This is a genomic window from Pseudomonas allokribbensis (genome assembly GCF_014863605.1).
Taxonomy (GTDB): Bacteria; Pseudomonadota; Gammaproteobacteria; order Pseudomonadales; family Pseudomonadaceae; genus Aquipseudomonas; species Aquipseudomonas allokribbensis.
The window spans coordinates 4989145-5002157 of sequence record NZ_CP062252.1; the positions used below are offsets into that span (position 1 = coordinate 4989145).

5 protein-coding genes are annotated in these 13013 nt (G+C 61.3%); 1 reads left to right on the forward strand and 4 read right to left on the reverse strand.

Annotation, left to right across the window (positions count from 1 at the left end; translation table 11 throughout):
* Positions 1-43: 43 nt before the first annotated feature.
* From astD to IF199_RS22865, 4 genes are all read right to left on the reverse strand, one after another.
* A complete protein-coding gene (gene astD / locus IF199_RS22850; RefSeq protein ID WP_173861371.1) occupies positions 44-1513 on the reverse strand; it encodes a succinylglutamate-semialdehyde dehydrogenase in 1470 nt (489 codons plus the stop codon).
* Complete coding sequence (gene astA, locus IF199_RS22855; RefSeq protein ID WP_096818101.1) at positions 1510-2535, reverse strand: arginine N-succinyltransferase; 1026 nt, start codon at positions 2533-2535, stop codon at positions 1510-1512. Before astA ends, astD begins: the two co-directional genes overlap by 4 nt.
* Positions 2536-2586: 51 nt before the next feature.
* The gene (gene aruF / locus IF199_RS22860; RefSeq protein ID WP_096818103.1) at positions 2587-3606 is read right to left on the reverse strand and encodes an arginine/ornithine succinyltransferase subunit alpha; all 1020 of its coding nucleotides are present in this window, start codon (positions 3604-3606) and stop codon (positions 2587-2589) included.
* Positions 3607-3737: 131 nt separating this feature from the next.
* The gene (locus IF199_RS22865; RefSeq protein ID WP_096818105.1) at positions 3738-4958 is read right to left on the reverse strand and encodes an aspartate aminotransferase family protein; all 1221 of its coding nucleotides are present in this window, start codon (positions 4956-4958) and stop codon (positions 3738-3740) included.
* Positions 4959-5264: 306 nt separating this feature from the next.
* On the opposite strand from IF199_RS22865, the gene IF199_RS22870 reads away from it, so the two are divergent.
* The gene (locus tag IF199_RS22870; protein WP_192558778.1) at positions 5265-12971 is read left to right on the forward strand and encodes a dermonecrotic toxin domain-containing protein; all 7707 of its coding nucleotides are present in this window, start codon (positions 5265-5267) and stop codon (positions 12969-12971) included.
* The last annotated feature ends 42 nt before the right edge of the window (positions 12972-13013 follow it).

A 13013-nucleotide genomic window follows, 5' to 3' on the forward strand; every position in this document is an offset into this window, starting at 1 on the left:
AGGCATCAAATAACAATTGAGTGCAATCGAGGCGCGACGCGCCTCACGCCATCTTCACGCCAGGCGTCAGGGCCGCCGGCATCACCAGGCTCGGGGTTTCCAGCGAGGCCACCGGGTAAGCGCAGTAATCCGCCGCGTAGTAGGCACTGGCGCGGTGGTTGCCCGAAGCGCCGACACCGCCGAACGGCGCGCTGCTCGCAGCACCCGTCAGCTGTTTGTTCCAGTTGACGATACCGGCACGGCTTTCCAGCCAGAACTGCTGGTAGCGCTCTTCGGAATCCGACAGCAGGCCAGCGGCCAGACCAAACGCGGTGTCGTTGGCTTCGGCAATCGCCGCCGCGAAATCGGCGTAGCGGATCACTTGCAGCAACGGGCCGAACAGTTCTTCGTCGGAGCGATCGGCAACCGCCGTCACATCAACGATGCCAGGGGTCAGCAGCGCCGACTGCGCCTGTGGCTGAGTCATTGCCAGCAGCGACACTGCGCCATTGGCCAGCAGATGCGCCTGGGCATCCATCAACGCTTTCGCCGCGCCGAGGGAAACCACCGAGCCCATGAACGGCGCCGGTTGCTGATCAAACGCGCCGACCTCGATGGTCGAGCTGACGTCCACCAGACGCTTGAGCAGACTGTCGCCCCACGCGCCTTGCGGCACCAGCAGACGACGGGCGCAGGTGCAACGCTGACCGGCGGAAATGAACGCCGATTGAATGATCGTGTACACCGCCGCATCGAGGTCAGCGACCTGATCGACCACCAGCGGGTTGTTGCCGCCCATTTCCAGCGCGAGGATCTTGTCCGGACGACCGGCGAACTGCTGGTGCAGGTGATTGCCGGTACGACTCGAACCGGTGAAGAACAGACCGTCGATGCCCGGGTTCGCCGCCAGAGCGATCCCGGTTTCACGGGCGCCTTGCAGCAGGTTCAGCACGCCGGCCGGCAGACCGGCTTCGATCCAGCACTTGACCGTCAGCTCGGCGACTTTCGGCGTCAGCTCGCTTGGCTTGAACAGCACGCTGTTACCGGCCAGCAGCGCCGGCACGATGTGGCCGTTCGGCAAATGCCCAGGGAAGTTGTAAGGGCCGAACACCGCTACCACGCCGTGGGGCTTGTGGCGCAACACGGCGGTGGCGTCGCCCAATGGGCCGCTCTTCTCGCCAGTACGTTCGCGGTAGCTTTGCACCGAGATCGCGATCTTGTTGACCATGCTGGTGACTTCGGTCGCGGCTTCCCACAGCGGTTTGCCGGTTTCCTCACCGATGGTGCGGGCCAGCTCGTCGGCGTGGTTTTTCAGCGCGGCGGCGAAAGCCTCGAGCACGCTGATGCGCTCTTCCAGGGTACGACGGGCCCAGCCCGGGAACGCCTGGCGTGCGGCCTGCACGGCGGACTCAACCTGAGCGGCAGTGGCGCCCTCCCCCGACCACAGCACTTGCTGGGTCACCGGGTTCAGCGATTGAAAGGCCTCGCCCTGACCGGCCAGCCACTCACCTGCGATGTATAGCGAATTCATTATTTCGACTCCCGAGCAGCGGACAACGCCACGGCGCGAACCTGATCGCCAGCGTTGAGTTGAAGACGTTTGGCGGTCAGCGGATCAACCACCAGCGTACCGGCGGCCAGACGGGCCGGCGCAGCCGTGATGCGGCAGTCTTCGCGTTTGCGGTTATGGATGATGAACGGCGTGGCGTCTTCGCCCGGCGTGCCGATGGCCAGCACCAGCGCCTCGCTGTCACGCACAGCTCGGATCTTGCTGGTCTCGCACTCGATGGCCGGGCCGGCATCGAAGATGTCGACATAGCCCTGATAGCTGAAACCTTCGCTCTTGAGCATCGCCAGCGCCGGCTCGGTGTCCGGGTGCACCTGGCCGATGACGTTGCGCGCGTCCGGCGACAGGAAGCAGGTGTACAGCGGGAATTTCGGCATCAGTTCGGCGATGAACGCCTTGTTGCCGACGCCGGTCAGGTAATCGGCCTGGCTGAATTCCATTTTGAAGAAGTGACGGCCCAGGCTTTCCCAGAACGGCGAACGACCGGCTTCATCCGACACACCGCGCATCTCGGCAATGATCTTGTTGCCGAACAGCTGCGGGAATTCGGCGATGAACAGCATCCGCGCCTTGGACAGCATGCGACCGTTGAGGCCGGTGCGGTAGTCGGCGTGCAGGAACAGCGAGCACAGTTCGGAGTTGCCGGTCAGGTCGTTGGCCAGGAACAGCGTCGGGATCTCGCGATAGATGTTCAGCTCCTGCGAGGCGCTGACGGTCAGGCCGACGCGGAAGTTGTACCAAGGCTCGCGCAGACCGACGGCGCCGGCGATGGCGGAAATCCCCACCACGCGACCGTTGTCGTCTTCGAGCACGAACAGGTAGTCCGCGTCGCCACGGCCGGCTTCACCGCGAAAGGTCTTCTCGGCCCAGCCGACCCGGTGGGTCAGGCGCTCTTCGTTGGCCGGCAACGTGGTCAGGCCGGTGCCGGTGCTGCGGGCCAGGTCGATCAGAGCGGACAAATCGCTGCTGCGTACGGGACGAACAATCATGCTATCTCCTCAAACGGGCCGCCGTGGCCACCCGTGAAACTCGCTAAGGCGTTAAACCGCCACCAGGCGCACGCTGGCACCTTCACCGACGCCCAGGGCTTCGGCCGCTTCCAGATCCAGGGTCACCGGTTTGCCCGGCGCGTAATCCAGTTCCAGCAATACCGCGCGGTAATCCTGCAACTGGGCATTGGCCACCAGATACTGGCGCCCGGCACCTTTGACCGGCTCGCCGATCTTCACCGGCACCACACGGCTCTGGGCGATCGAACGGATCCCCGAGACGCGTGCATGCAGGGTCGGGCCACCGTCGAAAATGTCGATGTAGTGATCGGTCTCGAAGCCTTCGCGCATCAGGATGTCGAAGGTGATCTGCGCACGCGGGTGAACCTGGCCCATCGCTTCCTGAGCGGAGTCCGGCAGCAGCGGCACGTAGATCGGGTAATGCGGCATCAGTTCGGCGAGGAACGTGCGGCTTTTCAGGCCACACAGACGCTCGGCCTCGGCGTAGTTCAAGTCGAAGAAGTTGCGACCGATGGCGTCCCAGAACGGCGAGTCGCCGTTCTCGTCGCTGTAACCGACGATCTCGGTCACCACCGAATCGGCGAACCGCTCCGGGTGGCTGGCGACGAACAGCAGACGGCCACGGGAGTTGAGTTCCGAGAACGGCGAACCCACAAGCTCGCGCTGCACGTAGAAACTGGTCAGCAGACTGTTGCCGGTCAGGTCGTGGCATTGCGAGAGCACGTGGATCTTGTTGTGGATCTTCAGCTCGCGGGAGGCATGCACGAAGGTCTCGTTGCGAAAGCTGTAGAACGGCTCGGAATAACCGGCCGAAGCGACGATCGCCGAGCAGCCCACCAGTTTGCCGGTGGCGGTGTCTTCAAGGACGAAGAAGTAACTCTCTTCACCGTTGAAGCTCACTTCGGCGGCAAACGAGGCTTCGCTCGCGGCGATCTTGTCGCTCAGGCGTTCCACGTCATCCGGCAAGGAAGTGACACCAATCGGGCTGTCCGCAGCCAGACGCTGTACCTCGCCCAGATCAGCCATTTGCGCGGGGCGCATCACCAGCATGGTGTCACTCCTTTCTCAACTTCAGGTCGGCGAAAGCGCCGACTCGGGAAAAAAATGCCGGGCAGGCCCGGCACAGGAAAATTGTCCCGCCGCCAGTCCATGACGACAGGCGGCGGGCGGTCTTGCATGAATCAGGCTTGGGTCAGTTTCGCTGCAGCACGTTCGAAGCGATCCAGACCGGCGTCGATATCCGCGTCTTCAACCACCAGGCTCGGGGCGAAACGGATCACGTCCGGGCCCGCCTGCAGAATCATCAGGCCTTCTTTTTCTGCGGCGTTGAAGATGTCCTTGGCCTTGCCTTTCCAGGCATCGCTCAGCACGCAACCGATCAGCAGACCGAGGCCACGCACCTGGGTGAACAGGCCGTACTTCTCGCCGATCTGTTGCAGGCGGGTCTTGAACTTGTCGTGCTTGGCGTTGACGCCGTTCAGCACCTCAGGGGTGTTGATCACGTCGATCACCGCTTCGGCCACGGCGCACGCCAGCGGGTTGCCGCCGTACGTGGTGCCGTGCGTGCCGACGACCAGGTGCTTGGCCAGCGCTTCGGTGGTCAGCATCGCCGCGATCGGGAAACCGCCGCCCAGGCTTTTGGCACTGGTCAGGATGTCCGGAACCACACCGTAATGCTGGTAGGCGAACAGGTTGCCGGTGCGGCCCATGCCGGTCTGCACTTCGTCGAACACCAGCAGCGCGTTGTTCGCGTCGCACAGTTCACGGGCACCTTGCAGGTAAGCCAGCTCGGCCGGCAGTACGCCGCCCTCGCCCTGGATCGGTTCCAGAACGACCGCGCAGGTCTTGTCCGAAACAGCGGCTTTCAGTGCCGCCAGATCGTTGTACGGCACGTGGGTGATGCCGGTGATTTTCGGGCCGAAACCGTCGGAGTACTTCGACTGGCCACCGACGTTCACGGTGAACAGAGTACGGCCGTGGAAGCTGTTGAGCGCAGCGATGATTTCGTACTTCTCGGTGCCAAAACGATCAAACGCAACGCGACGGGCCAGCTTGAAGGCGGCCTCGTTGGCTTCGGCGCCGGAGTTGCAGAAGAACACGCGCTCGGCGAAGGTGGCGTCAATCAGCTTGTGCGCCAGGCGCAGGGCCGGTTCGTTGGTGAACACGTTGGACACGTGCCACAGCTTGTTCGCTTGCTCGGTCAAGGCACCGACCAGCGCCGGGTGCGCGTGACCCAATACGTTGACGGCGATGCCGCCGGCGAAGTCGATCAGCTCGCGGCCGGCCTGGTCCCAGACGCGGGAACCGGCGCCACGCACCGGAATGAAAGCGGCAGGCGCGTAGTTGGGAACCATAACCTGGTCGAAATCGGCGCGTTGTACCGCAGCGTGCTCAACGGACATCGGAGTCTCCTGATGAGGGCCACCCGCCTGAAACTGGCGAGCGATGGGGGGATTGTAAGGACAGTTTTCAGCCCGGCCTTGCCGCCAAGCGACAACTTCTTATAGCGCAAACCCCGGATTTTCCCGGGTTTACGGCAATGCGACATATAGCGTCGCAAAGGCGCAGTTTAAACTGCCGCCGGCCATTGCAGCACTCCTGCGAGCTTATCAATTGCGAAGGCGCTTGCTGTCATACATATGTACCACCGGACACGGGATGCATTTTGCTCTGCTTGAGCTCCTTATCGACGCTCAAGGACGCCAACGATGTCTTCCACCACCGGGCAATCGCTCAACCCCGCTTCTCACTATGAACCGCTGGCCAAAGCGATCCCCGAATGGCTGGGTAAGGCCTCACCCGCCCGACGCTCCGCATTGAAGAACAGCCGCCGCCCCCTCACCGACGCGCTCAAGTCAGCTCCGCGACCGCAGCATGACGCCCTCAGAAGCGCAATTGCCACGCACATGACGGCACAAAATGCTGTCGATCAAATGCTCGACCGCGTGCAAAACGCCAGTACCTTCGCCGAGCCTCTGCTGACCGAGGCGCTGAAGTCGCGCTTCGACCTGGACGTGAATGTCAGGGAAACCTTTTTGCAGTTGTATATCCCCGTCACAGCGGCTGGCATGACCACCGGCACCCGGACGTGGACGGTGTCTCTGCTGGAGGCGGCGCTGCATAACTTCGAAGCTGGCGAAACAGAAGCCGGTGCGTATGCCAGCGGCTCCTCGTTCATCACCCGCCCGTCGGCGACAGAGCAATTCGATACGCTGGCGCCGCTCAATGAGAAACCCGGCATCCCGGCCTTTACCCGTCTTTGCCGGGAGCTGGATATCGGCGCCCGCTACAAGAACTATCTCGAGGAAAACCTCGCGATTTCCAATCCGGTGGCGGCTGCTGTGCTGAGACACAAAGTCAACGCGACGCAAAAAACTGCACTGCGTGTCGCACTGAAGATGGCCCGGATGAAGGGCGATATCAGTGAAGCGAATCTGCTGTCGATTGAAAGCCTGCTGGATGGCGCAACCACCGTATTGATGAACGGCCAGCCAATGCGGTGCCACGACTTGACGATGATGTCGGTCGCCCTGACCGGGATCGTGATATTTGCGCCAGACCTCGAACGCGCGAAAACCGCAGTCAGTGTGGTGGCTTACTTACCGGATGACCCGGAGCATCCGATCAAGGAGTACCGCTCCACCGCAGACCTCGCAAAAGAACTGATCCGGCAATTGCGCGGGACCGACTATCAGCGATTCTTCAGCCGCTTTGTCGCTCACGAGCAGCGTGGACAATTTTTCGGTCAGCTCAAGCAACGCCTGAGCGAAGTGAAGTGGCACCCGCCCCAGGCCGGTAGTCAATCGCCGTCCTGGCGTGATAAGCCAATTGAAAAGCCTGATCTGCAATTGGCAGTCACACCCATCGTCGGCGAACTTTGGGAACATCTTTATCAGGGCAAGCTGAACAAGATCCTCAACGATGCGACGGTGATTGCAGTTCCAACCGCAATGGTCGATCGCAATGCACGCTGGAGGCGCTGGGATTCGTTTGTCAGTGTCGCGGCGTCGATCCTGGAAATCGCCGCATTCGTCGTTTTGCCGTTCGTGCCGTTTCTGGGCGAAATGATGATGGCGTACATCGCTTACCAACTGCTCGATGAGGTCTTCGAATCTGTCATTGATTGGGCTGAAGGTCAGACGACCGAAGCCAGCGAACATTTCTTTGCAGCACTCGAATCGCTGATCCAGCTCGGCGCTTTCGGCATTGGCACCGGCATCGCCATGACCGAGCTGCCCAAGGTGTTGCCGGCCGAGGTGGTGGCGTTCATGGATCGCTTCCAGCCGGTGAAACTGCGCAACGGCAGAACCCTGTACTGGAAGCCTGAACTGCAAAGCTACACCCGTGACACCGTGCCAGCCGCTGACTCCACGCCTGACGCGCAAGGCTTGCACAGGCTTCAGGGTAAAAAACTGCTACCGATGGAGCAGGCGCACTTCGTCGTCAATGATCACGAGCTACCCGGCAAGTGGCGCATCGAACACCCTGTGCGCACCGATGCCTATGAACCAGTCGTGCGACATAACGGCGAAGGTGCGTTTCATACCGAACTGGAAAATCCGCTGCAGTGGGACGGCGCCACCGTGCTGCGACGTATCGGCCCGCGCATGGAACCGTTCGCCCCGGCCCGGCGCGAGCGAATGCTTCAAGTCAGCGGCTACACCGAAGACGGTTTGCGCAAGATGCACGTGAATCAGGAGCGCGTGCCACCGTTGCTGGCCGACACCATCGAGCGCTTCAGGATCGATCAGGATCTGCAGACGTTCATCGAGCAACTGACCAGCGACGATCCAGCGATTTATCGCAAGGCCGATCCGTTGATCCAGCTTCAATTGCTCAACGAGCAGGGCCTGTGGCCGGACACCAAACGGCTGCGCCTGATCAATGCCTTGGGCGAAACGTTCTGGCAGTCCTCCGACAATGCGCAGCTCCCGTTGACAGACATTCACGCTGACCGGCTTATCGACAGCGACCTGCTCAAGACTTTGCTGCAAACCCTCGGCGAAGCCGAAGTCCACGCCCTGCTCAATGAAGAGTTCGGGCAGAAAATCGCCCTCGAGGTACGCAGTCGTCAACTCAGGATCCGGCTCGCGCAGATCGCCGAACAGCAGCGCCCTGCCCTGTTCGAACAACGCTATCAGTCACTCCAGCATCACGATGCCCCGCTGGTGAAACAAGTGGCACGGCACGTACCTCAACTGCCCGTCAGGATCACCGAAGAACTCGTTCTCACCGCTACCGGCACCGAGCTGCTGCAACTGGGCGAAGGCGCGTTTGCAGAGCGTCAGCAGCGACTCTCTGAAAACGCCCTGCACGAATTGCGGATCACCCGCGCCTATGAAGGACTGGAAATCGATTCGGTGCACAACCCGGATTCCGAAACCCTGGCACTGCACAGCCTGTCGCTGCTGCCGGGTTGGTCAGACGCGGTGAGTCTCGAAGTCCGCGACCAGTCGTTTGCAGGGAACAGGCTCGACACCACCGGCCCCGTGGGTGCGGCCATCGAGAAAGTACTGGTGCGCCGGGCCGACGGCACCTGGCAGCCGTTCGACCAGGCCGGACTGGAACTGCACGGCCCGACGGATTTCTACACCAGCGTGCTGCAAGCCTTGCCCGATACACAGCGCCGGGCAATGAACCTGCAAATCGGCGAAGGGCAGAAACTCCGGCAGCTCATACGCGATAATCCCCTGCCACGCGCCAGCCTGCGACTCACACTGGCAGTCGAAACCGCTCCCGCAGCCGACGTCGACCCCCTGCGCCTGCTGGGCGCTGAAGGTTACTCACGCAATCTGTCATCCGACGATTCACCGCCTACCCTGGAAACCCGGGTGCGCGATGTTTTTCCCGGCATCACGCAAGAAGGCCTGCAGGCGATGGTGCTGCACCTGCAAAGCCATCTGGAGAATCCGATTGCCGAGCTATCGCGCCTGCGCCTCGAATACGCGCGCCTGGAAAACGATCTTGATCAATGGCGCCTCCGGGAAGTGCGGATCGATCCCGCGACCGGCCAGGAACTGTCCCTCGCCCGGCGGGCAGCCGCAGGGCGTGACCGACAAGTGTTCGCCCGCACACTGCTCAGTTGCTGGCGCCGGGAAACCCAGGAACGCTTTGGCTATCGCATGCGCTTCACCGAACCTCTGCTGGGCGACCTGCCGGTGCTGACGGCGGACTTCAGCCATGTCATCAGCCTGGAATTGAGCGGCAGCGGAACATCCGCAGGCATCGAGACTTTCATAGGCCGATTCCCTCGTTTGTCCCGTCTCGACCTGCAGAACTTCGACCTGCACAACTTGCCGCAAGCCATCACGACCCTGCCCACCCTGCGACAACTGCGACTGCGTAAATGTGGAATCATCCTGACCCCGGAAAATCAGGCGCTACTGACATCACTCAACGAACTGGTGGAGCTGGACCTGAAGGACAACCCGCTGGGAACGAACTTCGACGTAACCTTCATGCCTTCGCTGACCTACCTCAACCTGTCGCGCACCGGGATTGCCGAAGTGCCCGTCGGCTTGATCGATCACCCGCAGATCAGGAGCGCCTGGCTGACCGACAACCAGATCACCACGCTGCCCGCAGCGCTGTTCGAGTTCTCCCCCACCGCCGGGGCCGGATACGATTTCTCCGGTAACCCGCTTTCCGCTGCTGCGCGCGAGCGGGTGAAAACCTATTTCACCCGCACAGGCGTCAATTTCGGCGTTCGTGCCGAACAGGCCGATATCGTCCGCACCAGAGCACTGTTTCCGGATATCGATGAAGGCCAGGCCAGCGGCCTGATTTATCGCTTGCCCGGCTCACTGATTCAGGGCCGTTTGCAACTGACGGCGTGGGAAACCGAGTTGGCAACGCTGAGTACCGAGCTGACTCGCTGGGCCAGGGACACTCCCGACCGCGACCCGAACAGCGGCGCGATGCTGGAGGCCAACGAACGGTTTACCGAACAGGATGCGCGCGAAACCTTCGCCGTCAAGCTGCTGCGCCTGTGGCGTCACCGCTCGAAAATCCATCCTCACGCCAGGGCCGATGTCTTCACGGCCGAAGCTACGTTCATCGGCGACCTGCCGCAAATGAGCGCTGACTTCAACCACATCACTGCGCTGACCCTCAACGGCAACAAAGGCCTGCGCGGCAATGCGCCCTTCCTCAAAAGTTTTCCCCGGCTCAAGCGGTTGTTTCTGCGCAATGGTGAGCTCGATCAATTGACCCAAACCCTCACCGGGCTGCCGATGCTGGAGGTGTTGGTACTGGACAGCTGCGGCGTGAGTTTCACCGCCGAATCACTGACGGCGCTGGCCGCGATGCCCAGTCTCGAATCACTGGAACTGCCGGGAAATCCGCTGGATCTGGTGCCCGACCTGCAAACCCTGACCACACTCACTTACCTTGACCTGTCGCGTACGGGCCTGCTGGAAATCCCGCCCGGTCTGATCGATCACCCAACCCTCAAGACCGCGATCCTCAGCGAAAACCAGATCACCGAACTGCCCGAGGCACTGTTTGAGTTATCGGCCCAGGCCGGTGACGGCTACGACCTGTCGAACAACCCGCTGACCCTCGCCACTCGAGAAAGGATCAAACAGTACTGCCGTGAAACCGGCCAGGATTTCGCCGTCCTCGCCGACGCGGCCGATATCGAAACCACCCAGCAGCTGTTTCCAGATCTCGACGCGCAGGACGCCAGCGATGTGTTCTACAACTTACCGGGTTCACTCGAACATGGCCGTAGCCAGCTGCGGCACTGGCAGGCAGAAATCCGTCAACTGAACGCCGACCTTGCGCGGTGGGCAGCAGCAGGGCCGAGCGTTCACCCGAGTACGGGGCGGTTACTCAATCCCCGGCAGTTATTCATGATGCAAGCCAACAGGAAACTGTTCGCTCAGCGAATCGAAGAACTGTGGCGCTTCCGGTTTGCCGAAAAGCCCACCGAACGAGGCAATGTACTGATCGCGGAACTGCCTTTCATCGGCGAGCTTCCCGTGCTGTCAGCGGACTTCAGCCACATCGCCGAGCTGACACTCGACGGTAACCCGACTCTGAGCGGCGTCGATGCCTTCCTTTCATCCTTTACCGGCCTTCGTCACCTGGAACTGCACGAATTCAAACTTGAGCACTTGCCCCAGGCGTGCGAGCGAATGCCCTCGCTGGCACGTCTGGTACTGGAGTACTGCGAGCTGACCCTGACGCCACCCACCCAGGCTCGCCTGTCTTCGATGGCCCGATTGCAGTTCCTCAACCTGAGCCATAACCCGTTGGGCGCCACACCGGAGTTGAAGGAGTTGCCAGCGCTGATCCATGTGCGCCTGATCGACACCGGAATCACCCACGTGCCGGAAGGCCTGGTCGAACACCCGACACTGATCATGGCCAACTTCGATCACAACCGGATCAGCGAACTGCCCGACAGTCTGTTCGACCTTCCCGTGCTTTCGCCCAACCAGTTCATTCTGGGTGAAAACCCGTTGTCACCCGCCACACGCGAACGAATCAAGAGCAGCTACCAGCGCAACCGGCAAGACTTCGGGGTGTCGATGCCCCAGGCGGATATCGACCGCGTGCTTGCGCTGTTTCCCGCGCTGGACGCAGAGCAAGCGAGTCGAATGCTCTACCTGTTGCCGGGAACACTTGATCAAGGTCGCCTTCAAATCGCTCAATGGGAAACGGAATGGCAGCAGCTGGATGCGACGCTCAACCGTTGGGTCGGGGACATTCCCGCACAACATCCTTCAACCGGTGCCCAGTTCACTGATGAGGAAAAAGTTGTTGAGCGCTCCGGACGCAATCAGTGTCGCCGGGATCTGCAAGCATTCTGGCGCGCCCGCTCAACAGCCCAACCCGAGGCGCGATCGGACAGGCTGGTTCTCAACCTCCCCTTCATCGGTGAGCTGCCAACGCTGAGCGCAGACTTCAGCCACGTCGCAACCCTGTCGATCACCGGTAATGCCCAGCTGCGCGCCGGCGATGGATTCTTCGGCGTTTTCACAGGGCTGAAAACCCTGGAACTGCGCGACCTCGGCTTGCAGCAAATGCCGGATTCATTCCGGCGCATGCCTGCCCTGGAAAGTCTGGTACTGAGCAATTGCGCGGTGGTGCTGAATACCGAAGGTCGCGCCACTCTCGCTTCGCTGACACGCTTGAAGAAACTCGATCTCTACAACAATCCGCTGGGGTTGGCGCCAGACATCCGTTCCCTGCCGGCGCTGGATTTTCTCGATCTGGCCAGTACCGCGATTGCCGAGGTACCCATCGGGATGATCGATCATCCGGAGCTGGAAATCGTCATCCTCAACAACAATCGCATCAGTGAGATTCCAGACGAAGTTTTCAACTTGCCGGCGGAAATCGGCAATGGCTACGACTTCGGCAATAACCCCCTGAGCCCTGCGACTCGTGAACGGGTCAAAGACTACTTCAGGCACACCGGCGGTGATCTCGGCGTGCTTGCCGAAGAAGCGGATCGAGCGCGGGTGCAAACGCTGTACCCCGCACTGGACAATGATCAGGCCAGCACTTTCATCTATCGCCTGAGCGGAACGTTGGCCGACGGTCGCCAGGAAGTGGCACGTCGGGAAACGGCGCTAAGCAATCTCACCCGCAGCCTCGCCCACTGGAGCGGCGACATTCCTGCAAACCCGCTCAACGGCCAGCCACTGTCGGAAACCGCACGATTGCGACAGGAGCAACTGCGCTCACAGTTCGCCGAAGCGCTGCTGACCTGCTGGCGCAAGATCCCGATAGAGGATTCAAGTCTGGACAGTTACGGGTTCAGCCACACCGTGAGTTTCATCGGCGAACTGCCGACACTGGGCGCCCCATTCTCTGACGTGCCGGACCTGTTCCTGGTAGGTGCCGGCCACTCATCACGGCTCGGTCGCTTCCTCGAAGCCTTTCCCGGCCTCGACAGCCTGGCCATTCGCGAATTCATTCTGGGCGATATTCCCAAGGATATTTTCACCATGAACCGATTGACGGCGCTGAGCCTGCCGGACTGCGAGATCAGCCTGACGCCCGAGTCAGTCGCGGCACTGGCGGGGATGGACAACCTCGAAGTGCTCAATCTGCGCGACAACCCGCTGGGGCTGACGCCGGACGTCAGCAACCTGCACTCCCTGACCGATCTGGATTTGAGCGATACCGGGATCACCGAGATACCAAAAGGGACGCTGGAAAACCTGCACTGGAACGAGCTTGACCTGTCCGACAATGCGATCACTGACATACCGGAAGAAATAATGGATGTGCCCGCGACAGTCGGTGACCGCTACGACTTGCGCAACAACCCACTGTCACCCCAAAGTCTGGCCCGGGTTCGAGCCTACTATCAGGAAACGGGTAACAGCCTGAACGTTGCCGGCATCGACGGTACGCCGAGACCGCCGGAAATGAGGCCTGATCTGGAAATCGAAGACTGACCGATATGGCGCCATGGCAGCCAAAGCCATGGCGTCGTTGGC